Origin of the sequence: Citrobacter portucalensis (assembly GCF_002042885.1) — a bacterium.
Lineage (GTDB): Bacteria > Pseudomonadota > Gammaproteobacteria > Enterobacterales > Enterobacteriaceae > Citrobacter > Citrobacter portucalensis.
The window spans coordinates 47,244-71,583 of record NZ_MVFY01000012.1 but is presented as its reverse complement, the minus strand read 5'-3'; the positions used below and the strand labels follow the sequence as shown (position 1 = coordinate 71,583).

At 52.9% G+C, this 24,340-nt stretch carries 22 protein-coding genes; 5 read left to right on the top strand and 17 right to left on the bottom strand.

Features of this window, described 5'->3' with window-relative positions; genetic code table 11:
* Window position 1: 1 nt before the first annotated feature.
* A complete protein-coding gene (locus BZK40_RS17660; RefSeq protein WP_079935029.1) occupies window positions 2-1,588 on the bottom strand; it encodes a cyclic di-3',5'-guanosine monophosphate phosphodiesterase PdeC in 1,587 nt (528 codons plus the stop codon).
* 551 nt (window positions 1,589-2,139) lie between these two features.
* Between BZK40_RS17660 and BZK40_RS17655 the strand changes: the two genes are divergently transcribed.
* Complete coding sequence (locus tag BZK40_RS17655; RefSeq protein ID WP_003826625.1) at window positions 2,140-2,421, top strand: YjcB family protein; 282 nt, start codon at window positions 2,140-2,142, stop codon at window positions 2,419-2,421.
* Window positions 2,422-2,487: 66 nt separating this feature from the next.
* On the opposite strand, the gene ssb1 is transcribed toward BZK40_RS17655, so the two are convergent.
* The gene (gene ssb1, locus BZK40_RS17650; protein WP_003826621.1) at window positions 2,488-3,012 is read right to left on the bottom strand and encodes a single-stranded DNA-binding protein SSB1; all 525 of its coding nucleotides are present in this window, start codon (window positions 3,010-3,012) and stop codon (window positions 2,488-2,490) included.
* Between the two features lie 250 nt (window positions 3,013-3,262).
* Between ssb1 and uvrA the strand changes: the two genes are divergently transcribed.
* Complete coding sequence (uvrA, locus tag BZK40_RS17640; protein ID WP_003826619.1) at window positions 3,263-6,085, top strand: excinuclease ABC subunit UvrA; 2,823 nt, start codon at window positions 3,263-3,265, stop codon at window positions 6,083-6,085.
* 880 nt (window positions 6,086-6,965) lie between these two features.
* Here uvrA and BZK40_RS17635 read toward each other — a convergent pair.
* The 5 genes from BZK40_RS17635 to dnaB all read right to left on the bottom strand — a co-directional run bounded on the left by BZK40_RS17635 (window position 6,966) and on the right by dnaB (window position 12,378).
* The gene (locus BZK40_RS17635) at window positions 6,966-7,322 is read right to left on the bottom strand and encodes an MmcQ/YjbR family DNA-binding protein (protein WP_008786927.1); all 357 of its coding nucleotides are present in this window, start codon (window positions 7,320-7,322) and stop codon (window positions 6,966-6,968) included.
* Between the two features lie 127 nt (window positions 7,323-7,449).
* Window positions 7,450-8,163, bottom strand: coding sequence for an acid phosphatase AphA (gene aphA / locus BZK40_RS17630; RefSeq protein WP_003826615.1), 714 nt, complete (start codon window positions 8,161-8,163; stop codon window positions 7,450-7,452).
* 183 nt (window positions 8,164-8,346) lie between these two features.
* A complete protein-coding gene (gene tyrB / locus BZK40_RS17625; protein WP_060683094.1) occupies window positions 8,347-9,540 on the bottom strand; it encodes an aromatic amino acid transaminase in 1,194 nt (397 codons plus the stop codon).
* Window positions 9,541-9,668: 128 nt separating this feature from the next.
* Window positions 9,669-10,748 (bottom strand): alanine racemase, encoded by a 1,080-nt coding sequence (gene alr / locus BZK40_RS17620; protein WP_003826612.1) that lies wholly within the window; start codon window positions 10,746-10,748, stop codon window positions 9,669-9,671.
* Window positions 10,749-10,962: 214 nt separating this feature from the next.
* Window positions 10,963-12,378, bottom strand: coding sequence for a replicative DNA helicase (gene dnaB, locus BZK40_RS17615; RefSeq protein ID WP_003826610.1), 1,416 nt, complete (start codon window positions 12,376-12,378; stop codon window positions 10,963-10,965).
* 64 nt (window positions 12,379-12,442) lie between these two features.
* On the opposite strand from dnaB, the gene BZK40_RS17610 reads away from it, so the two are divergent.
* Complete coding sequence (locus BZK40_RS17610) at window positions 12,443-13,426, top strand: quinone oxidoreductase (RefSeq protein ID WP_008786924.1); 984 nt, start codon at window positions 12,443-12,445, stop codon at window positions 13,424-13,426.
* Window positions 13,427-13,605: 179 nt separating this feature from the next.
* Here the strand turns inward: BZK40_RS17610 and pspG are convergent, their stop codons facing one another.
* From pspG to BZK40_RS17595, 3 genes are all read right to left on the bottom strand, one after another.
* A complete protein-coding gene (gene pspG, locus BZK40_RS17605; RefSeq protein WP_003031713.1) occupies window positions 13,606-13,848 on the bottom strand; it encodes an envelope stress response protein PspG in 243 nt (80 codons plus the stop codon).
* A 133-nt stretch (window positions 13,849-13,981) separates the two neighbouring features.
* Window positions 13,982-14,980 carry a tRNA dihydrouridine(20/20a) synthase DusA gene (dusA, locus tag BZK40_RS17600; RefSeq protein ID WP_079935027.1) on the bottom strand — a complete coding sequence of 333 codons (999 nt, stop codon included), beginning with the start codon at window positions 14,978-14,980 and terminating at the stop codon, window positions 13,982-13,984.
* A 107-nt stretch (window positions 14,981-15,087) separates the two neighbouring features.
* On the bottom strand, window positions 15,088-15,576 hold the full coding sequence (locus BZK40_RS17595; RefSeq protein ID WP_003031710.1) for a cupin domain-containing protein: 489 nt from the start codon (window positions 15,574-15,576) through the stop codon (window positions 15,088-15,090).
* 115 nt (window positions 15,577-15,691) lie between these two features.
* Here BZK40_RS17595 and zur point away from each other — a divergent pair, with 115 nt between their 5' ends.
* On the top strand, window positions 15,692-16,210 hold the full coding sequence (gene zur / locus BZK40_RS17590) for a zinc uptake transcriptional repressor Zur (RefSeq protein ID WP_003031709.1): 519 nt from the start codon (window positions 15,692-15,694) through the stop codon (window positions 16,208-16,210).
* A gap of 48 nt (window positions 16,211-16,258) precedes the next feature.
* Here the strand turns inward: zur and BZK40_RS17585 are convergent, their stop codons facing one another.
* The 4 genes from BZK40_RS17585 to BZK40_RS17570 all read right to left on the bottom strand — a co-directional run bounded on the left by BZK40_RS17585 (window position 16,259) and on the right by BZK40_RS17570 (window position 19,142).
* The gene (locus tag BZK40_RS17585; RefSeq protein ID WP_003031706.1) at window positions 16,259-16,468 is read right to left on the bottom strand and encodes a CsbD family protein; all 210 of its coding nucleotides are present in this window, start codon (window positions 16,466-16,468) and stop codon (window positions 16,259-16,261) included.
* 136 nt (window positions 16,469-16,604) lie between these two features.
* Window positions 16,605-17,924, bottom strand: coding sequence for an MATE family efflux transporter DinF (gene dinF / locus BZK40_RS17580; protein ID WP_079935026.1), 1,320 nt, complete (start codon window positions 17,922-17,924; stop codon window positions 16,605-16,607).
* Between the two features lie 131 nt (window positions 17,925-18,055).
* Complete coding sequence (gene lexA / locus BZK40_RS17575; RefSeq protein WP_003826596.1) at window positions 18,056-18,664, bottom strand: transcriptional repressor LexA; 609 nt, start codon at window positions 18,662-18,664, stop codon at window positions 18,056-18,058.
* A 109-nt stretch (window positions 18,665-18,773) separates the two neighbouring features.
* Window positions 18,774-19,142, bottom strand: a complete 369-nt coding sequence (locus BZK40_RS17570) for a diacylglycerol kinase (RefSeq protein ID WP_003826594.1) — start codon at window positions 19,140-19,142, stop codon at window positions 18,774-18,776.
* A gap of 170 nt (window positions 19,143-19,312) precedes the next feature.
* Between BZK40_RS17570 and plsB the strand changes: the two genes are divergently transcribed.
* Window positions 19,313-21,733, top strand: coding sequence for a glycerol-3-phosphate 1-O-acyltransferase PlsB (plsB, locus tag BZK40_RS17565; RefSeq protein ID WP_079935025.1), 2,421 nt, complete (start codon window positions 19,313-19,315; stop codon window positions 21,731-21,733).
* A 55-nt stretch (window positions 21,734-21,788) separates the two neighbouring features.
* Here the strand turns inward: plsB and ubiA are convergent, their stop codons facing one another.
* The 3 genes from ubiA to malM form a co-directional block, all read right to left on the bottom strand.
* Window positions 21,789-22,661, bottom strand: a complete 873-nt coding sequence (ubiA, locus tag BZK40_RS17560; RefSeq protein ID WP_003826589.1) for a 4-hydroxybenzoate octaprenyltransferase — start codon at window positions 22,659-22,661, stop codon at window positions 21,789-21,791.
* A gap of 13 nt (window positions 22,662-22,674) precedes the next feature.
* On the bottom strand, window positions 22,675-23,172 hold the full coding sequence (gene ubiC, locus BZK40_RS17555) for a chorismate lyase (protein ID WP_003826587.1): 498 nt from the start codon (window positions 23,170-23,172) through the stop codon (window positions 22,675-22,677).
* Between the two features lie 180 nt (window positions 23,173-23,352).
* Entirely contained in the window at window positions 23,353-24,279 is a 927-nt protein-coding gene (gene malM / locus BZK40_RS17550) for a maltose operon protein MalM (protein ID WP_079935024.1), read from the bottom strand.
* Window positions 24,280-24,340: the final 61 nt, after the last annotated feature.

The window sequence follows — 24,340 nt, the reverse complement described above, 5'->3', positions numbered from 1 at the left end:
ATTATTGCCCGCTCTGCGTCAGTATGGCGGGCGACCGTTGTATCCAGTGCATGAACTCCTGCGGCGGCAGCGCCTTCGCAAAATACCAGCCCTGACAATACTGTACGCCGCGTTCAAGCAGCCATTCGATTTGCTCCTTCGTTTCCACCCCTTCCGCAATCGTCTTCAGGTGTAAGCTTTGTGCCATCTCAATAATATGTTCGGCAATCAAGTGACTGGTGCTGTTAGTGGACAACGTGCTAATAAACGATTTGTCGATCTTCAGGATATCGACATTCAGCGCTGACAAATTATGCAGATTGGAATATCCCGTGCCAAAATCATCAAATGCCACTTCATAACCCGCCTTACGGAACGCCTGGATTACGGGGGTCATTTTATGTACATCTATGAACCCACGCTCGGTCACTTCAACTTTAATTTGCTGGGCCGCCACGGAGTACTCACGATTTTTGTCGTTAATCAGGGCAATCAATCGGGATGAATGAAAGTCAGAAGCGGAAAGGTTAATCGATATAGAAAGCTGAGGATGCGCCGAAAGAAAATACCCCAAATCGTTGAACACCTCTTCAACGACATAACCCGTGATCCGCTCAATCATTCCCTCTTTTTCAGCCAGTGGAATAAACTCTGTCGGGCTCATCACCTCACCTTTACAGCCCGGCCAGCGCAGCAGAGCTTCAGCACCAACACATTGCCCATTCTTAATATCAATGATCGGCTGGTAATGCAGGCAAAGCTGACGTTTTTTGATCGCGCGTTTTAATAAGCGCCGGGGAGATAAGTATTCCTGGCGCGTGCGCCACCACATTAGCAGTATCAGGATGCTGCAGATAATCCCGAAGGGAATGGTTAATGCCGCCTCGTGATAGAAAATCTGACTTACGCGGTTGTCTGAGGTCGACACAATAATCGCAATTGGACGTTTTTCTGAATGCACGATGGTGTAGAAGCGATCGTCTTGTTGAAAGGTCGAGGCTTCACCGCGTATGAGCGGTGCGAATTGCGCAATATTTGCCGCTTCGCTGGCAGAGAAAAACGTATCCGTTACTGTGTCATACACGCCCCAGGAGAGATCCGGATCATCTGACATGACTTCGCTGTAGGACAATGGATTGATGACTGCGACGTAGTTTCCGCGTTGCATGTACGTCATTCTGTAGCCAGCGAAAAAAGGGGTATCGCGGTAGTAATAGATGGCGATATCCGGCGTACGTTTATAGTCAGGTGTCGGCATAATATAAGTAACAGGCGGTGCCATAGACGTAGAGCACAAAAAATGATCGCCCTGCGCATAAATTAGCTCACTGATATATAAACGACCGCGAATAATATTTAGCATACTTTTCTGATGTGCCGGGGTACACATCTTACCCTGATACAACTGGGCCATATCACGCGCCAAATCAGCTTGTAGGATCACCAATTCTGTTTTATTTAACACCAGTTGAGCAAAAGAGCGGAGTTGGCTATGGGTTTCGGTCATCGCCCGGATGTGCGCAAACCATATCGCCAGCACCACGGGGAACAATACCACCATGAATGTTCCCAGGAACTTCAGCATCTTGCGTCGCGCACTGTGATTCATGTCAGCCCTATTTCCCTGTTTCGTATATGCCAGAACCCATCAAGGCAGGATGCTATAAACACCGACTGATTAAGTTGCATGAATCTATCAGTATTAGCAACAGACTTCTCTATGTAAAAGTCTGATAATAGTTGATGATGATATTATTTTTCCGTAAGGCAAACTTAAAGTTATGCTTATTTCATAACGTTATTATCCCCACGGAGTAATTTTTATGAGCATTATCCTGGCTGCATTTAAGAAATTCATTAATTTTTTTTAACGTTTAATTTAGGATAAATATAACAAGTAGACTAAATACATGTTTAGAACATGGTTATTTATTATCAACACTTCATTAAACAAAACCACACACCTGGAGTGGTTATAAGCCTACAAAAATAACGGCCAATACTGGTGAACAAACGACCAGATGTGATATAGTTCACAAAAATCATGTAACAGAAACAATGTTTCATTCATGTTATTGCCCGTCGATAGCCAGAGTATCACACCCTCGGTGAACACCCCCGCGCTGTCCTGGGCATCCAGACTTTCTGAGGACGTTTTTCATGGCGACAATAACAACTGGCGTGGTTCTTCTGCGGTGGCAACTACTCAGCGCGGTGCTGATGTTTTTAGCCAGTACGCTCAATATCCGTTTTCGTAAATCAGATTATATTGGCCTGGCCGTCATTAGCAGCGGTTTGGGGCTGGTTTTTGCCTGCTGGTTTGCGACTGGATTGCTCGGCATAACCCTGGTGGATATGTCCGCTATCTGGAAGAACATTGAAACCGTGATGGTTGACGTGATGAGCCACACACCGCCAGATTGGCCGATGGTGTTGAACTGATAACAAAATTGCATATGGCTACCCCAGTCTTGAAGTAGCCATTATTTTCAGCGTAACGCAGTGGGATTAGAACGGAATATCGTCGTCGAAATCCATCGGCGGCTCGTTAGACGGCGCTGCCGGAGCTGACTGTTGCGGACGAGACTGCGCGCCGCCGCTGAACTGGTTGCCACCCTGCGGCTGCTGAGGTTGACCCCAACCGCCCTGCTGCTGACCGCCACCTGCCGGAGCACCACCACCCTGACGACCACCCAGCATTTGCATGGTGCCGCCAACGTTAACCACAACTTCTGTGGTGTACTTTTCTACGCCGGACTGATCGGTCCATTTGCGGGTACGCAACTGACCTTCGATATAGACCTGAGAACCTTTACGCAGATATTCGCTGGCCACTTCCGCCAGTTTGCCAAACAGCACAACACGGTGCCATTCAGTCTGCTCTTTCATTTCACCGGTCGCTTTATCACGCCAGGATTCGGAAGTAGCCAGCGTAATGTTGGCAACTGCGCCACCATTCGGCATATAGCGTACTTCCGGGTCCTGGCCCAGATTACCGACGAGAATCACCTTGTTTACGCCTCTGCTGGCCATGATCGTGTCTCCTGAAAAACGTTACTGAATAAGTGTAAGCGCGGGATTGTAGCATTTCCAATAGCGCTTTTACTACGTTGCGAAGTTGATTCCAGTAACAACCCCAGCCAGACATTGTTGCACAGACGTCTGCGTTTTGCATTCCAATACTGTATATCCATTCAGGTCAGGTTGTGTCATAATTAACCGTTTGTGATCGCCGGTAGCACCATGCAGCCAGGCAAAAAAGCGTTTAATCCGGGAAAGATGAATGGATAAGATCGAAGTTCGGGGCGCCCGCACCCATAATCTCAAAAACATCAACCTCGTCATCCCGCGCGACAAGCTGATTGTCGTCACCGGGCTTTCGGGCTCAGGCAAATCTTCGCTCGCTTTCGACACCTTATATGCCGAAGGGCAGCGTCGTTACGTTGAATCCCTTTCCGCGTACGCGCGTCAATTTCTGTCGCTGATGGAAAAACCGGACGTCGACCACATTGAGGGGCTCTCTCCTGCCATCTCAATTGAACAAAAATCGACGTCCCATAACCCGCGATCCACGGTAGGTACAATTACCGAAATTCACGACTATCTCCGTCTGCTGTTTGCCCGCGTTGGCGAGCCGCGCTGTCCGGATCACGACGTTCCCCTGGCAGCGCAGACCGTAAGCCAGATGGTGGATAACGTCCTGTCGCAGCCGGAAGGTAAGCGTCTGATGCTGCTGGCGCCGGTGATCAAAGAGCGTAAAGGCGAGCACACCAAAACGCTGGAAAATCTGGCAGGCCAGGGCTATATCCGCGCCCGTATCGACGGTGAAGTCTGTGACCTTTCCGATCCGCCCAAGCTTGAGCTGCAAAAGAAACACACCATTGAAGTGGTGATTGACCGCTTTAAAGTCCGTGACGACCTCACCCAACGACTGGCGGAATCCTTTGAAACCGCGCTGGAACTGTCCGGCGGTACGGCGGTCGTTGCCGATATGGACGACCCGAAAGCGGAGGAGCTGCTGTTCTCCGCCAACTTCGCCTGCCCTATCTGCGGCTATAGCATGCGCGAACTGGAACCGCGACTGTTCTCGTTTAACAACCCGGCGGGCGCGTGTCCAACCTGTGACGGTCTCGGCGTGCAGCAATATTTCGATCCTGATCGGGTGATCCAAAACCCGGAACTGTCGCTGGCCGGTGGTGCTATCCGCGGTTGGGATCGCCGTAACTTCTATTACTTCCAGATGCTTAAGTCTTTGGCGGAACACTATAAATTCGACGTTGAAGCCCCGTGGGCCAGCCTGAACCCTGCCGTGCATAAAGTGGTACTGTACGGTTCCGGTAAAGAGAATATCGAATTTAAATACATGAACGATCGTGGTGATACGTCCGTACGTCGCCATCCGTTCGAAGGCGTATTGCACAATATGGAGCGCCGCTATAAAGAGACGGAATCCAGCGCAGTACGTGAAGAATTAGCCAAGTTCATCAGTAACCGTCCTTGCGCCAGCTGTGAAGGGACGCGTTTACGCCGGGAAGCCCGTCACGTATTTGTTGAAAATACGCCGCTACCTGCGATTTCTGACATGAGCATCGGTCATGCAATGGATTTCTTCAACAATCTGAAGCTCGCAGGTCAGCGGGCGAAGATTGCCGAGAAAATTCTTAAAGAGATTGGCGATCGTCTGAAGTTCCTGGTCAACGTCGGCCTCAACTACCTGACGCTATCGCGTTCGGCAGAAACACTCTCCGGTGGTGAGGCCCAGCGTATTCGCCTGGCAAGCCAGATCGGCGCGGGTCTGGTCGGTGTAATGTACGTGCTGGATGAACCGTCTATCGGCCTACACCAGCGCGATAACGAACGTCTGCTGGGTACGCTTATCCACCTGCGCAATCTGGGTAATACCGTTATTGTGGTCGAGCACGATGAAGACGCGATTCGCGCCGCTGACCACGTTATCGATATCGGCCCGGGCGCGGGTGTTCACGGCGGTCAGGTCGTCGCCGAAGGGACGCTCGACGACATCATGGCAGTGCCTGAGTCGCTGACCGGCCAGTACATGAGCGGTAAACGCAAGATTGAAGTGCCTAAACAGCGCGTTGCGGCTGACCCAGAGAAAGTGCTGAAGCTCACCGGCGCACGCGGCAACAACCTGAAAGATGTCACCCTGACGCTGCCGGTAGGTTTATTTACCTGCATTACCGGTGTTTCCGGTTCGGGTAAATCGACGCTGATTAACGACACACTGTTCCCGATTGCACAGACGGCGCTAAACGGTGCGACGCTGGCTGAACCTGCGCCGTATCGCGACGTTCAAGGCCTGGAGCATTTCGACAAAGTGATCGACATTGACCAAAGCCCGATTGGCCGTACGCCGCGCTCTAACCCGGCAACCTACACCGGCGTATTTACGCCAGTGCGCGAACTGTTTGCCGGTGTACCGGAGTCACGCGCACGCGGTTACACGCCGGGGCGTTTCAGCTTTAACGTCCGTGGCGGACGCTGTGAAGCCTGTCAGGGCGACGGCGTGATCAAAGTCGAAATGCACTTCCTGCCGGATATCTACGTGCCGTGCGATCAGTGCAAAGGCAAGCGCTATAACCGCGAAACGTTAGAAATTAAGTACAAAGGCAAGACTATCCACGAAGTGCTGGATATGACGATTGAAGAAGCACGTGAGTTCTTCGATGCCGTTCCGGCGCTGGCACGTAAGCTGCAAACGCTGATGGACGTTGGCCTGACGTACATTCGGCTGGGTCAGTCCGCTACCACGCTCTCAGGCGGTGAAGCACAGCGCGTGAAGCTGGCGCGCGAGCTGTCCAAACGCGGTACCGGGCAAACGCTGTATATTCTCGATGAGCCGACCACCGGTCTGCATTTTGCGGATATTCAGCAACTGTTGGACGTGCTGCATCAACTCCGGGATCAGGGCAACACCATCGTGGTGATTGAGCACAATCTGGACGTGATTAAGACCGCAGACTGGATTGTCGATCTCGGTCCGGAAGGCGGTAGCGGCGGCGGCGAAATCCTTGTCTCCGGCACACCAGAAACGGTCGCTGAGTGTGAAGCCTCACACACGGCCCGCTTCCTCAAACCGCTGTTGTAATTACGCAACACTTGTCTGGCCTACAGAATATGCATAAAGCTTGTAGGCCGGATAAGGCGCTTACGCCGCATCCGGCTACGGTTGTGCCTGATGGCGCTACGCTTATCAGGCCTACGAAACTACAGATCAGGTATAAAGCTTGTAGGCCGGATAAGGCGCTTGCGCCGCATCCGACAACCGTTGTGCCTGATGGCGCTGCGCTTATCAGCGCCTACGAAACTACAGACCAGGCATAAAGCCTGTAGGCCGGATAAGGCGCTTGCGCCGCATCCGGCAACAGTTGTGCCTGATGGCGCTGCGCTTATCAGCGCCTACGAAACTACAGAATATGCATAAAGCCTGTAGGCCGGATAAGGCGCTTGCGCCGCATCCGGCAACAGTTGTGCCTGATGGCGCTACGCTTATCAGGCCTACGAAACTACAGATCAGGTATAAAGCTTGTAGGCCGGATAAGGCGCTTGCGCCGCATCCGACAACAGTTGTGCCTGATGGCACTGCACTTATCAGCAACTACGAAACTACAGAATACGCATAAAGCCTGTAGGCCGGATAAGGCGCTTGCGCCGCATCCGGCAACAGTTGTGCCTGATGGCGCTGCGCTTATCAGCGCCTACGAAACTACAGACCAGGTATAAAGCTTGTAGGCCGGATAAGGCGCTTACACCGCATCCGGCAACGGTTGTGCCTGATGGCGCTACGCTTATCAGGCCTACGAAACTACAGATCAGGTATAAAGCTTGTAGGCCGGATAAGGCGCTTGCGCCGCATCCGGCAACCGTTGTGCCTGATGGCGCTGCGCTTATCAGGCCTACGAAACTACAGAATATGCATAAAACCTGTAGGCCGGATAAGGCGCTTGCGCCGCATCCGGCGAAACGGATCAGGGCTGCGTCAGTATCCGGCGTTTATCTTCCGGCAACGTGTTCACAGCCTGCTGATAAGAGGCGTCGACCAGATAATAAATCTGTGAATCCGGCAGCGAGCCGTCCAGATACACCGTACTCCAGTGCGCCTTATTGAGATGCCTGCTTGGCCGAACATCGCTATGCTGCTGGCGTAACAGTTCTGCCAGTTCAGGGCTGGTTTTCAGAGACACCGCCGGGCGTTCTTCCACCTCTTTTACCATGGCAAAAAGCACATCTTCGACTTTGATTTGCGTGGCCTTCCAGTCACTGTGAACGCTCTGCTCCGCGCCCGTTTTTGCCATGCAGTATTGCAGCAACTCCGAATTCGTCATCTTTATTCCCCTTACCAGCATATTGCCTCATGAGAACATCTTTTATTCAGTGTGCAGCAAGTCCGCAAAAGGTAAAAGCCAGCAATGTAAATTTGTTTAAAAAAACAGCAATCCGCAGCCAGCGTCCTCAATATTCCGAGTTGACGATCACCTCTTCACCAAACGCACCGGCCTGTGGCAGCGGCTTATAAGTGGAGTTAGAGGCGCGCAAAATGCGAATACCGCGAATACCCACGTCGCGAGCGGCAGTGATGTCATTATCGGAGTCACCGTAGAACATGCGGATATTTTTATCCTGCAGCCACTGCGTTTTGGTGTTCTGACCCGGCTTGTCGCCGGCAAAAATGACCGGATTCATATTTCCAGCTGGGATGTGAAAGTTATCAGACAACGTTTTCGACACCGTTTCAGTCTTCGTCTGGCTACGCCCGGTCACGAAAAAGATGCTGTCACCGCGACGCACGTGCATATCAATCAGTTGGCGCGCGACTTCTTTTGGAATACTAAACTCGTCCCAGCCATTGTTCATTTTTTCCCAGAAGGCCGGATTCTTCAGGTAATCCTCACTGTCCGGAGAATACGTTTTTTTACCGCGCCAGAAGCCTGGGCTGGAAAAGAGGACAGTGTCATCGATATCAAACCCGACGGCCATCGGCGGACGTCCGGTCAGGCTGTTTTCAATTTGTGCCACGGAGACCCAGTGAATGGGAGCCTGCTCAGCGAGCTTTGCAACGTTAGTGCCTGGATTGAGCTGAGAGGGAGAAGAAACGAGTGCCTGGGCTGGCTGATTTAGCGTGAATAATAAACAAACGGCACTCAGTGCCAACGTAAACTTGCGCATATTTTTCCCTAAGTAGTCAGTTAGTTATCATTTTTTTATTAACAACTGGTCAAAAAACTATCTGACCTTACCCCTTAGGGGGAGGGAAAGGAAGGATTTTCTCTGGTTTTGTCCTGGAAAAGGAGCACGATCACATTGGAAAAAGGCCTGATGGCGCGACGCTTATCAGGCCTGCAAAGTCGGTTACATGACGGCGGCAAATGCCTTCGCCACGCGCTGCACGTTACCGTGATTCAACCCGGCCACGCACATGCGACCGCTGGCGATCAGGTATACACCGAACTCATCGCGCAGACGATCAACCTGGGCTGCGCTAAGCCCGGTATAGCTGAACATCCCGCGCTGTTGCAGCAGGTAGTCAAAGTTACGGCCTGGGATCTCCGTATTCAATACATTAACCAACTCCTGGCGCATCGCCAGAATGCGGGTACGCATCTCTTCAACTTCCGCCTGCCAACTGGCTTTCAGCGCGTCATCACCCAGTACCGCGGCAACTACCTGCGCACCAAAGTTTGGCGGGCTGGAGTAGTTCCGACGCACCGTCGCTTTTAGCTGCCCCAGCACGCGGCTAGCGGCTTCAGCGTCTTCACATACCACTGACAGTCCGCCGACACGCTCGCCGTATAAGGAGAAAATCTTCGAGAATGAGTTACTGACCAGAGCAGGCAATCCGGCGCTGGCAATGGCGCGAATCGCATAGGCATCGTCTTCCATTCCACCACCAAAGCCCTGGTAAGCAATGTCCAGGAACGGAATTAGATCGCGTGCTTTCAGGATCTCAATAACGCTATCCCACTGCGCAGGCGTTAAATCCGCCCCTGTCGGGTTATGGCAGCACGGATGTAGCAGCACGATGCTGCGCGCCGGTAGGGTATTCAGCGTTGCCAGCAGGTCGTTGAAACGCACACCGTTGGTCGTGTCGTCATACCATGGGTAAGTGCTTACTTCGAATCCGGCACCTTCAAAAATCGCAATATGGTTTTCCCAGGTCGGATCGCTGACCCACACGCCAGAATCAGGGAAATAACGTTTCAGGAAGTCTGCGCCAACCTTTAACGCACCGGAGCCGCCCAGCGTCTGAATGGTTGCGACGCGCTGCTGCTGGAGAACCGGATGTTCTGCGCCAAACAGCAGCGGCGCAATAGTATGGCGATACGTGTTCAGACCTTCCATCGGCAGATACAGCGAAGCGCCATGCGGTTTGGCATTGAGGCGGGCTTCCGCTTCCGCCACAGCTTTAAGCTGAGGAATAATGCCGTCTTCGTTGTAATACAGGCCGATGCTGAGATTCACTTTGTCGCTACGTGAATCTTCTTTGAAGCGCTCCATGAGCGATAAAATCGGGTCGCCGGCGTAGGCGTCAACTTTTTGAAACACGTGTGGTTCTCCGGGTTTACAGGCAGGGGTTAAGAACACAATAAACCGGAAGTGGGAGAAGATCGAGAGGATGTTGAGAGGAATATTGCCGGAAGGCGGCGTAACCACCTGTCCGGCACATCATGCTGCTAATCGATATACTTCATCGCTACCCTTGAGGTCAGGCGCGTAATAAGTTCGTAAGCACTTACTTTCGTCATTTCAGCAATGCGTTCAACGGGCAAGCCCTCGCCCCACAGAATCACCGAATCGCCGGCTTTATCCTGCGCTTCGGGGCCTAAATCGACGCAGATCATATCCATCGCGACGCGACCGACGATCGGCACTTCACGGCCATTGACCAGTACCGGCGTCCCCGAAGGCGCTGCGCGCGGGTAACCATCGCCATAGCCCATCGCTACCACGCCAAGACGCGTGTCGCGCTCACTCAGCCAGGTTCCACCATAACCAACCGGCTCGCCCGCTTTGTGCTCACGCACCGCAATCAGGCTTGAGGTCAGCGACATTACCGGCTGGCAGCCAAAATCAGCGCCGATGGAGTGATTTTCCAGTGGCGATACGCCATACAGAATCAGCCCCGGACGCGCCCAGTCGAAGTGAGACTGCGGCCACAGCAAAATACCACCCGACGCGGCAATCGAACGCTGCCCCGGTTTGCCTTCACAAAAACTGTTGAAGATATCGAGCTGTTTTTCGGTCGCGCCACACTCAGGCTCGTCAGCACGAGCAAAGTGGCTGACGATATTGACCGGCTGGCGCACGTTTTCACACTGTGTTAAGCGCTGATAAAACGCCTCGGCCTGCTCAGGGCGTACGCCCAGGCGATGCATACCGGTATCGAGCTTCATCCAGACGGTAACGGGTTCAGCCAGTTTAGCGGCTTCCAGAGCTTCGAGCTGCTCCTGGTTGTGGACGGCAGTATGCAGGCGCTGCGCGGAAATAGTCGGCAGATCGGAGGCATCAAAAAATCCCTCCAGCAGCAGGATGGGCTGCGTGATCCCTCCCGCTCGCAAGCGCAGGGCTTCTTCAAGACGAGCAACACCAAAAGCGTCCGCATCGGGGAGCGTTCGCGCGGTCTCTAACAGACCATGGCCGTAGGCGTTCGCTTTCACGACCGCAACCAGTTTGCTGGCTGGAGCCAGTTCACGCAGACGTTGCAGGTTGTGTCGCAGAGCGCGGCGGTTAATAACTACAGTTGCCGCTTGCATTTGTATTCCTTAATAAAAGAATTTCCTAAATCATTCGTGTTGCAGGACAAAAACGCTTTGGCGTTTTTGAACAGCGCCTGCGCTGGCCCCGAAGGGGCGAGGACGCAGTCCAAGTCACGCGACAAGCCAGAGAATCCCCGGGAGCTTAGTAAACTAAGTGACTGGGGTGAACGGGCGTAGTCAACGCATCTGCAGCATGAAGGATGACGGAGATTTATTCGTCGTCGTATTGTGGGCCCGCATAGTTATCGAATCGCGACCACTGACCGTTAAACGTCAGGCGCACCGTACCGATCGGGCCGTTACGTTGCTTACCAATAATGATTTCTGCGATCCCTTTCAGGTCGCTATTTTCGTGATAAACCTCATCACGATAGATAAACATGATTAAGTCGGCATCCTGCTCGATGGAGCCGGACTCACGCAGATCCGAGTTGACCGGACGCTTGTCGGCACGTTGTTCCAGAGAGCGGTTAAGCTGCGACAGCGCCACCACCGGCACATGCAGTTCTTTCGCTAACGCTTTCAGCGAGCGGGAGATTTCTGCAATTTCCAGCGTACGGTTGTCGGAGAGCGACGGTACGCGCATCAGTTGCAGGTAGTCGATCATGATAAGTCCGATACCGCCATGTTCACGGGCGATACGACGGGCACGCGAACGCACTTCCGTTGGCGTCAGGCCGGAAGAGTCATCAATATAGATGTTTCGTTTCTCCAGCAAAATACCCATTGTTCCGGAAATTCGCGCCCAGTCCTCATCATCCAGTTGACCGGTACGGATTTTAGTTTGGTCTACGCGTGAGAGCGAGGCCAGGGAACGCATCATGATCTGTTCTGAGGGCATTTCAAGACTAAAGATAAGAACCGGCTTATCCTGCAACATGGCCGCGTTTTCGACGAGGTTCATTGCAAATGTCGTTTTACCCATCGACGGACGCGCGGCGACAATAATTAAGTCTGACGGCTGCAAACCAGCCGTCTTTTTATTGAGGTCGTCATAACCGGTGTTCACCCCGGTGACGCCGTCGTGCGGTTGCTGGAACAGCTGCTCGATACGCGCGACGGTGGCGTCGAGCACGTCAGTAATATTTTTCGGGCCTTCGTCTTTATTAGCGCGGCTTTCCGCGATTTTAAAGACGCGGGATTCTGCAAGGTCCAACAGATCTTCACTGGAGCGTCCTTGCGGATCAAAACCGGCTTCCGCGATTTCGTTTGCAACTGAAATCATGTCACGAACAACGGCGCGTTCGCGGACGATATCCGCATAAGCGCTAATGTTCGCCGCACTTGGCGTGTTTTTAGACAATTCAGCCAGGTAAGCAAAACCGCCGACGCTGTCCAGTTGTCCCTGAACTTCCAGCGACTCTGCCAGTGTGATCAGATCGATGGGTTTTCCCATCTCCTGCAGGCGATGCATTTCCGTGAAGATATGCCGGTGCGGACGGGTATAAAAATCTTCCGCCACCACACGCTCGGCGACATCGTCCCAGCGTTCGTTATCCAGCATTAAACCGCCCAACACCGACTGTTCCGCTTCAATCGAGTGCGGCGGTACTTTCAGCCCGGCGACCTGGGGATCGCGCTCACGAGCATCAGTCTGTTGTTTGTTGAAGGGTTTATTTCCTGCCATAGTGAATGGAGTTACCGAGATAATGATTGGGTCGAAAGATTACCACATTTCTTTTGGAGGAAGCATGGCAACACGTATTGAATTTCACAAGCATGGTGGCCCTGATGTACTCAAGGCGGTGGAGTTTACGCCCGTAGACCCGGCGGAAAACGAAATCCAGGTCGAGAACAAAGCGATTGGGATCAACTATATCGACACCTACATCCGCAGTGGTCTTTATCCACCGCCTTCCCTGCCCAGCGGGCTGGGTACCGAAGCCGCCGGCGTAGTCAGCAAAGTTGGCAGCAAAGTGACACACATTAAAGCTGGCGATCGCGTGGTGTACGCCCAGTCTGCTCTTGGCGCCTACAGCTCAGTGCATAACGTTCCGGCCGATAAAGCCGCCATCCTGCCTAACGCTATCTCGTTTGAACAAGCTGCCGCCTCGTTTCTTAAAGGGCTAACCGTTTTTTATCTGTTACGCAAAACCTATGAAATCCAGCCTGACGAACCGTTTTTATTCCACGCAGCCGCAGGTGGCGTCGGTATGATTGCCTGCCAGTGGGCAAAAGCATTGGGTGCGAAGCTGATTGGTACTGTCGGCAGTGCGCAAAAAGCGCAAATTGCGCTGCAGGCTGGCGCATGGCAGGTCATCAACTATCGTGAAGAGAGCATTGTTGAGCGAGTGAAAGAGGTAACTGGCGGTAAAAAAGTGCGGGTGGTGTATGACTCGGTGGGGAAAGATACCTGGGAAGCCTCGCTGGATTGTTTACAGCGCCGGGGATTAATGGTCAGCTTTGGTAATGCTTCCGGGCCGGTTACTGGCGTGAACTTAGGCATTCTGAACCAGAAAGGTTCGCTCTACGTGACCCGTCCTTCTCTACAGGGTTACATCACCAATCACCGCGAATTAACCGAAGCCAGCAATGAGCTTTTCTCGCTGATTGCCAGCGGAGTGATCAAAGTGGATGTCGCGCCTGGTCAAACATTCGCACTGCACGATGCACAGCGTGCTCATGAAGTACTGGAAAGCCGTGCCACGCAGGGATCGAGTTTGCTAATTCCTTAAGATGACGGGGAAAGAAAGAATTAGGGCTTCCCGCAGGAAGCCCTTTCTTTTTTTAGTTCGGCTGTATGTAGGGTACAGCTCGATGAATTCGTTAACCTGGCAATAGTGACAGATTTGATAATCAATTCCTATTTGGTTCTAAAGGCAATGTTGCAGGTTGTGACGTACCGCTCAATACCTTAGTAAAACCGGCGGTTATTGCGCTGATACTGTGGGACTTTTGGCGCTTTTATCGCCTTGATCACCCACACCACGGCAACAGCCAGTAGCAGCCAGGGCAACAGTTTAATCATCAAGGCAAATAGTCCGCCCAGAAACATCACGGCGGTGGCTACGACCAATGCGGCCAGAACGCCCAGCAAAGATACGCCGGTGACCATCAGCATGATAAAAAATCCAATCACAAAAAGTAGTTCCAGCATGGCTCTCTCCCAAAATGAAATTCTCTCCATTGCTTTACAAGAAACATGCCAAAAATAATGCGTTGATTTATAAAGAAAACACCCCGCGACAAAGCGCAGGGCGTGGTGAAATTAACTAACTTTTGGTGAAAACTTAACGCTTGTCTGCCACCAGCTTCAGCGCATGCTCCAGAACGTTAATATCTGCCCCGGCTTTATGTGCATTCTCGCTCAGATAGCGACGCCACTGACGGGCACCAGGGATGCCCTGAAACAGCCCCAACATATGGCGTGTCACATGTCCCAAATAGGTTCCCTTACTCAGTTCACGCTCAATATACGGGTACATGGCACGCACCACGGCGACTGGATCGGAATCTTTGGTGGTAGCTGCAAAAATCTCGCGGTCAACGGACGCCAGAATGCCTGGGTTTTGATACGCCTCACGCCCCACCATCACGCCATCCATATGTTGCAGATGAATGTTCGCTTCTTCCAACGATTTAATGCCGCCGTTGATCGACATCGTCAGATGCGGAAAATCACGCTTTAACTGATAAACACGGTCATAATCCAGCGGTGGAATTTCGCGGTTTTCTTTCGGGCTTAACCCGGACAGCCAGGCCTTGCGGGCGTGAATGATAAACATCTCACATTCGCCTTTGCCAGATACCGTGTTGATGAAATCGCAGAGGAATTCGTAGCTGTCCTGGTCATCAATGCCGATACGAGTTTTCACCGTTACCGGAATCGACACCACGTCGCGCATTGCTTTGATGCAATCGGCGACCAGTTGCGCATTCCCCATCAGGCAGGCGCCAAACATGCCATTCTGTACGCGATCGGAAGGACAACCCACGTTGAGGTTAATTTCGTCGTAGCCCCGCTGTTCAGCGAGCTTTGCGCACTGCGCCAGCGCCGCAGGATCGCTCCCGCCCAGTTGCAATGCGACCGGATGTTCTTCTTCGCTATACGCCAGATAATCGCCTTTACCATGAATGATTGCCCCAGTGGTTACCATCTCCGTATAGAGCAGCGTCTGGCTGGACAGTAAGCGCAAAAAGTAGCGGCAGTGTCTGTCCGTCCAGTCGAGCATCGGCGCGATAGAAAAACGATGAGCGGGAAAAGCGGTAGACTGAGATTCAGGCAGCATGGCGAATATTCAAGCATCCGGTTAAAAAAGGGGCGCTACTATAGCATAGACCGTTACGATAGTGAGCCACATCCTCGCGGCTCACTCCCCCTGACCCTAAACAAAAGCTATTTACGCCCCGGTTTTCCGTCGTGAGATCCAAAAAACTGCGGCGGATGGTCGACCCAGCGATCCTCACGTGTAGCGGCGTAGACCGGGTTAAGCGGATAATAAATGCGGTTGTATTTTTTGTTCGCCTCACCCACGACTAACAGGCGCACCTCTTCACTGGTGTTATTGATAAAGGTATGGCACACGCCTGTACCTGCCGGGAAACCGACGCTGTCGCCCGGTTCCAGCTTCCATAAATACCCGTTAATCCAGGCCTCAGGATAACCTTCCAGCACGTAGATAAATTCTTCTTCATCGCTTTCAGCGTGCGGGTACGACGTGCGCCGACCCGGCGGCAGGCGTTCATGATGAATGCCGAGTCGTCCTAACCCCAACTTGCGGGCAAGCGGCGCGCCAATAGCAAATAGCTCATCGCTGTCAGGATAAGTGGAGTCATCAGCCCCCTCAACCTCACGCCAGTGGCGAATACAATCGGGTCTTTTCATGGTTATTTTCCAGTATTGCGATGCGTCAGGTATAGCACACCACGGTGGATCTCGGCGTTTTAAGCAGAACATGTTAAAGTAAGGGATTAACCTTCCACGCAAATCGAGGCGCCAAATGGACAAAACCACTACGCAAGAGTTATTGGCTCAAGCTGAAAAACTCTGCGCGCAACGCAACGTGCGGCTTACGCCACAACGCCTCGAAGTACTGCGCCTGATGAGCCTGCAGGAAGGTGCGATCAGCGCCTATGACCTGCTCGACCTGTTGCGGGAAACTGAGCCACAGGCTAAACCACCTACCGTATATCGTGCGCTCGATTTTCTGCTGGAACAAGGTTTCGTGCACAAGGTGGAATCCACCAACAGCTATGTGCTTTGTCATCTGTTCGATCAGCCAACCCACAGTTCCGCAATGTTCATTTGCGACCGCTGTGGCGTGGTAAAAGAAGAGTGTGCGGAAGGCGTGGAAGACATTATGCATACGCTGGCGGCAAAAATGGGCTTTGCACTGCGGCATAACGTTATTGAAGCCCACGGGCTGTGTCCGGCCTGTGTGGAAGTTGAATCTTGCCGCCATCCTGGCGAGTGCCAGCATGACCATACGATTCAGGTGAAGAAGAAAGTTGGGCGCTAGGTAAGCGGGAGAGCGTACATCCTTGTACTCTCAGGAGGGAAGGGTTAATTACCAGCGGTAATCATTACGTTTTTCCCAATCGTTAACTTCTTTCTCCGCCTGATCTTTCGCGTAACCGTAACGCTCCTGGACTTTACCGACCAGTTGGTCACGTTTACCTTCAATGACCGTCATATCATCATCGGTCAGTTTGCCCCATTGCTCTTTCACTTTACCTTTAAACTGCTTCCAGTTGCCGCCGACTTCGTCTTTATTCATCATCAAGTCCTCATCGTTAGGTTGTGAATAGCGAGAGTGCCATGTCCAGACACATGCTGTTTTTGCTGGACGTGAGAATAAGTGTAGTCAGTGATTCTGGGTTTTATTTACTATTCGGAATTTTTAACCATCCCGCTCAGGCAAACCAGGTTCCATTACGCCAGTGACGTCGCCAGATAAAGGCCAGTGAAAGCCCGCGCAACGCCAGGAAAACGGTTAACGCCAACCACAAGCCATGGTTTCCCAGCCACGGCAAAGTCAGCAGCGTTAATGCGAATCCTGTGGCAGCAACGGCCATACTGTTGCGCATTTCTGCCGCGCGCGTCGCGCCAATAAACATTCCGTCTAGCAGATAACACCAGACACCCACCAGCGGTAACACCACCTGCCAGAAAAGATAGCGATCGGCCAGCTGTTGGATCTGCGGCAGCGAGGTCAGCAGCGCAACAATCTGCTCGCCAAACAGGGCATAAACCAGCGAAAACAAAATAGCCACAATACCGGACTGTCGGCAGGCCGCCCGCCAGACGTCCAGCAACTGGCTACCGTCTCGCGCCCCATAGGCCTGGCCCGAATGCGCTTCCACGGCATAGGCAAATCCATCCAGCGCGTAGGCGGTAAAGGTTAACAGGGTCATCAGAACGGCATTAACCGCAATGATATCGCCTCCCAGACGCGCACCCAGCACCGTGATTGCGCCAAAACAGAGCTGCAGCAGTAGCGAGCGCAACATGATGTCACGGTTAAGCGCCAGCAAACGGCGGAAGTTGCCACGCCACGCCTGCTTCAGCATTGCCAGCGAAATTCCGCGCATATGCAGGACTTTGCGCACCATCATCAGGCCGATCAGCAAGGTGGCATATTCAGCAATCACCGTTGCCAGTGCCGCACCCTGCACGTTCATATGCAGGCCCATCACCAGCCATATATCGAGCACAATGTTGAGAATATTACCGACAATCAACAAGATAACCGGCGCACGCGCATACTGAACGCCAAGCAGCCAGCCGAGCAGCACCAGATTCGCCAGCGAGGCGGGTGCGCTTAACCAGCGAATTTCGAGGAAACGTCGGGCCTGCTCCAATACCGCTTCACTTCCGCCAACAATGTGCAGAGCCAGATCGATAATCGGCGTACGAAAAAGTGCGATAAGCAACCCTGCTCCCAGCGCCAGCATGAGCGGCTGCACCAGTGCGCGCGCCAGCGCCTGCGGATTTTTCGCACCAAATGCCTGGGCGGTAAGACCGGTGGTGCTCATGCGCAAAAAAAGCAGCAGCATAAAAAGAAAACTGGTTGCCGTAGCACCAACCGCAACACCGCCAAGATAGACCGGACTATCCAGATGACCAATCACCGCGGTATCCACCAGTCCCAGCAGGGGAACGGTGATATTGGAAAAGATCATGGGTAAGGCGAGGTGCCAGAGTGCTTTATCAGAAGAGGTAAAGAAAGGCATACAGGAGGGCCTGAGAAGAAGTTAGACGTACTGGATAATGTGATGCAGGCCCGGCAAGCGCAGCGCTACCGGGCACGTTGCCGGATGGCGACGTCATCGTCTTATCCGGCCTACGGGGATTCAACAGAAAATTACAGCCATTCACCGTTACGGATGACGCCTACTGCCAGCCCTTCAATAGTGAAGTTTTGTTCGCGCAGGTCGACAACGATGGGTTTGAATTCGCTGTTTTCTGGCAGGAGTTCAACCTTGTTTCCCTGCTTTTTCAGGCGCTTAACCGTAACTTCGTCATCAATACGGGCAACAACAACCTGGCCGTTACGCACGTCCTGGGTTTTATGCACAGCGAGTAAGTCACCGTCCATAATCCCGATATCTTTCATCGACATACCGCTAACGCGCAGAAGAAAATCGGCGTTCGGTTTGAACAGTGAAGGATCGACCTGATAGTGGCCTTCGATGTGCTGCTGCGCCAGAAGTGGCTCACCGGCTGCCACGCGACCAACAAGCGGTAACCCTTCTTCTTCTTCCTGCAACAGTCGAATACCGCGCGATGCGCCGGATACAATTTCCAGCACACCTTTACGCGCCAGCGCTTTCAGGTGTTCTTCAGCTGCGTTTGGGGAACGGAACCCCAAACGCTGCGCGATCTCCGCACGCGTCGGTGGCATACCTGTCTGGCTGATGTGATCTCTAATGAGATCAAACACCTCTTGTTGCCTGGCCGTTAACGCTTTCATTCCGCCCCCTGGGTGTATATACAGTTATGCTGTGAGTATATACAGCTAAAGGCGAATTTGGAACCGCAAACTGCACAAAAAACAGGAGATTTATGCAGTTGTGGAAGCCTTATCGCAAATGCGACCACAACAGGATGCCCCAGGTGATTAGAGCGACAAAAATAGACAGCAATACCGCAGCCGACCCCATATCTTTCGCCCGACCGGAAAGTTCGTGGTACTCAGAACCAATACGATCAACTACCGCTTCAATCGCACTGTTGAGGATTTCAACGATCATCACCAGCATCACAGAACCGATCAACAACACGCGGGTAATTGCATCAACATCCAGCCAGCAGGCGATGGCGACGCCCAGCAGGACGGCAACACTTTCCTGACGGAATGCCGCCTCATTAATCCATGCGGCGCGAAAACCTTTCCAGGAATAACCTGCAGCTTTGATAATTCGGGTGAATCCAGTGGTATTATTGGCCATCAAAAAGAACCTTTTTACATTATTAGCGTCAATGTCATTGTAACGTTACCCCGTTTGTTCAGGGTGTGGCAAAGCAGCGCGAAGTATGACCGGATACCACAGAAATTCACTAAACTTTCTGATATCCTTGCAGCGCATTTGCATTATTAACCAGAGGCTTTACATCGTTTATGTCCGGCTGGCCACGAATTTACTACAAATTACTGAATTTACCATTAAGCGTCCTGGTAAAAAGCAAGTCTATTCCAGCAGAACCTGCTCCGGAATTGGGACTCGATACTTCGCGTCCCATTATGTACGTCCTACCGTACAATTCGAAAGCTGACTTGCTGACGCTGCGTGCCCAATGTCTGGTGCACGACCTCCCCGATCCCCTGGAACCACTAGAGATAGACGGAACGCTGTTACCGCGCTACGTGTTTATTCACGGCGGTCCGCGTGTATTCACCTATTACACGCCGAAAGAAGAGTCCATCAAGCTGTTCCACAACTATCTCGACTTGCATCGCAGCAATCCAGATCTGGATGTGCAGATGGTGCCAGTTTCGGTGATGTTTGGCCGTGCGCCAGGGCGTGAAAAAGGCGAGGTCAATCCGCCGTTACGTATGCTAAACGGCGTACAGAAATTCTTTGCGGTGTCCTGGTTGGGTCGCGACAGTTTTGTCCGCTTCTCCCCGTCGGTCTCTCTGCGCCGTATGGCGGATGAACACGGTACGGATAAGATCATCGCTCAGAAGCTGGCACGCGTGGCGCGTATGCACTTTGCTCGCCAGCGCCTGGCCGCTGTCGGCCCGCGCCTCCCTGCCCGCCAGGATCTGTTTAATAAGCTGTTAGCTTCAAAAGCGATCGCTCGTGCGGTAGAAGATGAAGCGCGCAGTAAAAAAATCTCCCACGAAAAAGCGCAGCAAAATGCCATTGCGCTGATGGAAGAGATTGCCGCCAACTTCTCCTACGAAATGATTCGTCTGACGGACCGTATTCTGGGCTTTACCTGGAACCGTCTGTATCAGGGGATTAACGTTCATAATGCTGAACGTGTACGCCAGTTGGCGCACGATGGGCATGAAATCGTGTACGTTCCGTGCCACCGCAGCCATATGGACTATATGCTGCTGTCGTACGTTCTGTACCATCAGGGTCTGGTGCCGCCGCACATCGCAGCCGGTATCAACCTGAACTTCTGGCCAGCGGGTCCGATTTTCCGCCGTCTGGGCGCGTTCTTTATTCGTCGTACCTTCAAGGGCAACAAGCTCTATTCCACCGTTTTCCGCGAATACCTGGGCGAGCTGTTCAGCCGCGGCTACTCGGTTGAGTACTTTGTCGAAGGGGGCCGTTCACGTACCGGTCGTCTGCTCGACCCGAAAACCGGCACGCTGTCGATGACTATTCAGGCGATGCTGCGCGGCGGTACACGTCCGATTACCCTCGTTCCTATTTACATCGGCTATGAGCACGTAATGGAAGTGGGCACCTACGCAAAAGAGCTGCGTGGCGCGACGAAAGAGAAAGAAAGTCTGCCGCAAATGCTGCGTGGCTTAAGCAAGCTGCGTAATCTGGGTCAGGGCTACGTCAACTTTGGTGAACCAATGCCATTGATGACTTACCTCAACCAGCATGTGCCGGAGTGGCGTGAATCTATTGACCCTATCGAGTCTATCCGCCCGGCCTGGCTGACGCCGACGGTGAATAACATTGCCGCCGATTTGATGGTGCGCATTAACAACGCAGGCGCGGCCAACGCCATGAACCTGTGCTGTACTGCTTTACTGGCCTCCCGCCAGCGCTCTCTGACCCGTGAACAGCTGACCGAACAACTCGACTGCTACCTGAGCCTGCTGCGCAATGTGCCTTATGCTGCGGATTCGACGGTGCCTGCACAGAGCGCCAGTGAACTGATCGACCACGCCTTGCAGATGAACAAGTTTGAGGTCGAGAAAGACACCATCGGTGACATCATTATTCTGCCGCGCGAGCAGGCGGTCTTGATGACTTACTACCGCAATAACATTGCGCATATGCTGGTTCTGCCTTCGTTGATGGCAGCCATTGTGACTCAGCATCGTCGTATTTCACGCGCCGCGTTGCAGCAGCATATTGATGCGCTGTACCCGATGTTAAAAGCGGAGCTGTTCTTACGCTGGGAGCGTGATGAGCTTGCCGGAGTGATTGACGAACTGGCCAGCGAAATGCAGCGCCAGGGACTCATCACCCTGACCGATGACGAACTGCATATCAATCCAGTCCGCTCCCGCACGCTACAGCTGCTGGCGGCAGGTGCTCGCGAGACGTTGCAGCGCTACGCCATTACCTTCTGGCTGCTGAGCGCGAACCCGTCCATCAACCGTGGCACGCTGGAGAAAGAAAGCCGCACCGTGGCGCAACGCCTCTCAGTGTTGCACGGCATTAACGCGCCGGAATTCTTCGATAAAGCCGTGTTCAGCTCTCTGGTGCTGACGCTGCGTGACGAGGGATTCATCAGCGATACCGGAGATGCCGAACCGGAAGAGACGATGAAGATCTATCAGATGCTGGCCGAACTGGTCACGTCAGATGTGCGTCTGACCATCGAGAGCGCCACTCAGGGCGAGTAAGCATAAAAAAACCGGTCGGAATGACCGGTTTTTTATTTTGCAGGCTAAGCCAAAATCAAAAATGCCAGTAGCTCATTGCCAGGCCTAAGAACAGCACCAGGCCGACGTAGTTATTGTTCATAAACGCTTTAAAGCAGGCATCACGTTCACGGTTAACGATCAGTTTCTGCTGATAGACAAACAGCGCGCCCGCCACCAGCAGAGACCAGTAATAGCCCAGTCCCAACCCGTTTAACCAGCCCACCAGCGCCATCAGCACCAGCACGCCTACCTGCAAAATACCAATAATCAGCTTGTCGTTCTGACCGAACAGGATCGCGGTCGATTTAATGCCGATCTTCAGGTCATCATCCCGGTCAACCATGGCGTACTGCGTATCATAGGCCACCGCCCAGAGAATATTCGCAAGGAACATCAGCCAGCAACTCAGCGGTACGGATTCACTCACGGCGGCGAACGCCATCGGGATCGACCAGCCAAACGCCGCCCCCAGCACCACCTGCGGCAGATGCGTATAGCGCTTCATAAACGGGTAAACCCACGCTAATGCTAATGCCGCAACGGACAACAAAATGGTCATCGTGTTGAGGGTCAAAACCAGCAGGAAGGCCAGCAGCACCAGTACCACAAACAGCGTTCGGGCTTCTTTCTCGGTGACAGCCCCGCTCGGCAGCGGTCGATTCGCGGTGCGTTTGACGTGCCCGTCAAATTTCCTGTCGGCATAATCATTCACCACGCATCCGGCGGCGCGCATTAACCAAACGCCAGCGACAAAAACCGCCAGGATCCACAGTTGCGGCATGCCTGGGGTCGCCACCCACAGAGCCCACAGCGTAGGCCAGAGCAGCAGTAAGGCGCCGATTGGCTTATCCGTACGCATCAAGCGGTGAAACGCCAGCAGCTTATTCTGCGTCAGACTCCACTCCATCTTTATCTTCCTCTCAGTACAACGGCGACGCAGGCAGAAAAAGCTCGGTAAGCATCAGTGGCTTACCGCTCAGCCGCAGGCGGGAACGACGCCCCCACAGCGCTGCATCGCGGCCAATCTCAATAAAATCTCGGGTCAATGTCGATGACGTAAACAGGTAGCGTCCGAGCGGGGTTTTCCCCAGGTTCTGTAAGGCCAGTTCAGGGCCGCACAAGGTTGATTCAGGCACCACAGTCCGTCCGGCAAGCCAGGGTTCACCATCCGCGCATAACAGGATTTCACGTAACCAATAACGAGACTCTTTAGGCAGCAGCGTCAGTTCTTCAGCCACCTCATTTTGCCCAACGAATTCTTCGCGAATCAACGTTACGGTGACCTTTTTCCCCTGCTGCTCAAAACGTTTGGTCATGGAATCTTCCAGTAACAACCAGTCGAGCAGTTGGGCGTCCAGCGCCGGGATCGCATCAAAATAACGCAGCGCACGCAGTTGCGTTAACGCAGGGTGTGGCATGCCTTACTCTCCGATTTATAACCTGAAGGCATTGTATCGCAGAAAAGGCATTACGGGGTGAGCAAACACGATTAAGTGATCGGCAGGGCAACATAAGTGTAACAATTAGCACCGAAGGATAAAAAAAGGTGCGCCAGGAGACGCACCAGTTGTTGCAAAATCAACAATGTGGGGAGATGTTTACCCCTTGCCTTTTACACTGCTGATAAAGGTGGATCGGGCAGATTTGGATCCCAGACGTTCCGCTTCATCAAGCAGCTTCAGCGCTTTATCAACATCGCCTTTTGCAACTGCATCCTTAATCGCCTGATTAAAATAGCTTTCCGTGTCGTTCAGCATTGGCTCGCTTTTCTTCACGGGTTGTGGTGCCGGAGCAGCAACGGCCACTGCAGGTGCGGCGGTATTACCAACCGTAACAGGGCCAGGGCCGGAAGAACCAAACAGCGGCCCGACCAGCACGCTGGAGGAGGAGCTGGTTTTAACTTTCAGATGCAGCAGACCGTCGGTGGTGTGGCGGGCGATCGGGTCCGGAATATCCGGAACAGCGTTACCTACCCCCTTGGCATAGGCTTTTGCCGGGTCGAGCAGGGTCGTGGTCTGCTGGAGATCTTTATCTGTGGTAAAGACCAGAACATACAGTTTTTGCTGGCCCAGCGCTGGCGTCAGACGCATTACGCCTTCCAGACGATCGGCACTCATCACGCCGGGCTCCTGGTAGGTGAAATAGCTGCTGGGGAAGAACGCAGATGGCGTCATGTTTTGGTCAAGAATTAAGACGTTTGGCGCAAATACGCTGGTTTGTTTGTTGACTTCACTGGACAGCGTCAGGGTCAGTTCGCCAATGTTCGCCGGTACGCTATAGGCCGCGACCGGGCCAGTAATACCAGCAACATCTAAACGCTGACCTGCATTGGCAAGCTGTGTGGACTGAGTTTTAGATTGATCAACCGGCGTCCAGGTTAACTGTTGCAGCGCAGCAGTGGGGATTGTTGGGGCCGCGGTGGTGTTCTGCGGAACAATATTTACATCAGCCAGGCTGATGCCAGGCGCGCTGGCAAATAACCCTGCAGATAAACAAAGGGCAACGAGACTTTTCTTCATTTTCATTGTTATCACCTCAGATAGCATGGGTTCAGCGGTGGCCAGGCAATAGCGCGCTAAACCGTAA

Excerpts from the sequence above, each read along its gene's own strand:
- ssb1 (WP_003826621.1), bottom strand. The coding sequence starts at position 3,012 with ATGGCCAGCAGAGGCGTAAACAAGGTGATTCTCGTCGGTAATCTGGGC.
- BZK40_RS17610 (WP_008786924.1), top strand. The coding sequence starts at position 12,443 with ATGGCAACACGTATTGAATTTCACAAGCATGGTGGCCCTGATGTACTC.
- BZK40_RS17660 (WP_079935029.1), bottom strand. The coding sequence starts at position 1,588 with ATGAATCACAGTGCGCGACGCAAGATGCTGAAGTTCCTGGGAACATTC.
- zur (WP_003031709.1), top strand. The coding sequence starts at position 15,692 with ATGGACAAAACCACTACGCAAGAGTTATTGGCTCAAGCTGAAAAACTC.
- dusA (WP_079935027.1), bottom strand. The coding sequence starts at position 14,980 with ATGCTGCCTGAATCTCAGTCTACCGCTTTTCCCGCTCATCGTTTTTCT.
- aphA (WP_003826615.1), bottom strand. The coding sequence starts at position 8,163 with ATGCGCAAGTTTACGTTGGCACTGAGTGCCGTTTGTTTATTATTCACG.
- dnaB (WP_003826610.1), bottom strand. The coding sequence starts at position 12,378 with ATGGCAGGAAATAAACCCTTCAACAAACAACAGACTGATGCTCGTGAG.
- alr (WP_003826612.1), bottom strand. The coding sequence starts at position 10,748 with ATGCAAGCGGCAACTGTAGTTATTAACCGCCGCGCTCTGCGACACAAC.
- BZK40_RS17655 (WP_003826625.1), top strand. The coding sequence starts at position 2,140 with ATGGCGACAATAACAACTGGCGTGGTTCTTCTGCGGTGGCAACTACTC.
- BZK40_RS17595 (WP_003031710.1), bottom strand. The coding sequence starts at position 15,576 with ATGAAAAGACCCGATTGTATTCGCCACTGGCGTGAGGTTGAGGGGGCT.
- uvrA (WP_003826619.1), top strand. The coding sequence starts at position 3,263 with ATGGATAAGATCGAAGTTCGGGGCGCCCGCACCCATAATCTCAAAAAC.
- ubiA (WP_003826589.1), bottom strand. The coding sequence starts at position 22,661 with ATGGAGTGGAGTCTGACGCAGAATAAGCTGCTGGCGTTTCACCGCTTG.
- BZK40_RS17635 (WP_008786927.1), bottom strand. The coding sequence starts at position 7,322 with ATGACGAATTCGGAGTTGCTGCAATACTGCATGGCAAAAACGGGCGCG.
- BZK40_RS17570 (WP_003826594.1), bottom strand. The coding sequence starts at position 19,142 with ATGGCCAATAATACCACTGGATTCACCCGAATTATCAAAGCTGCAGGT.
- lexA (WP_003826596.1), bottom strand. The coding sequence starts at position 18,664 with ATGAAAGCGTTAACGGCCAGGCAACAAGAGGTGTTTGATCTCATTAGA.
- dinF (WP_079935026.1), bottom strand. The coding sequence starts at position 17,924 with ATGCCTTTCTTTACCTCTTCTGATAAAGCACTCTGGCACCTCGCCTTA.
- ubiC (WP_003826587.1), bottom strand. The coding sequence starts at position 23,172 with ATGCCACACCCTGCGTTAACGCAACTGCGTGCGCTGCGTTATTTTGAT.
- BZK40_RS17585 (WP_003031706.1), bottom strand. The coding sequence starts at position 16,468 with ATGAATAAAGACGAAGTCGGCGGCAACTGGAAGCAGTTTAAAGGTAAA.
- malM (WP_079935024.1), bottom strand. The coding sequence starts at position 24,279 with ATGAAAATGAAGAAAAGTCTCGTTGCCCTTTGTTTATCTGCAGGGTTA.
- plsB (WP_079935025.1), top strand. The coding sequence starts at position 19,313 with ATGTCCGGCTGGCCACGAATTTACTACAAATTACTGAATTTACCATTA.
- pspG (WP_003031713.1), bottom strand. The coding sequence starts at position 13,848 with ATGCTGGAACTACTTTTTGTGATTGGATTTTTTATCATGCTGATGGTC.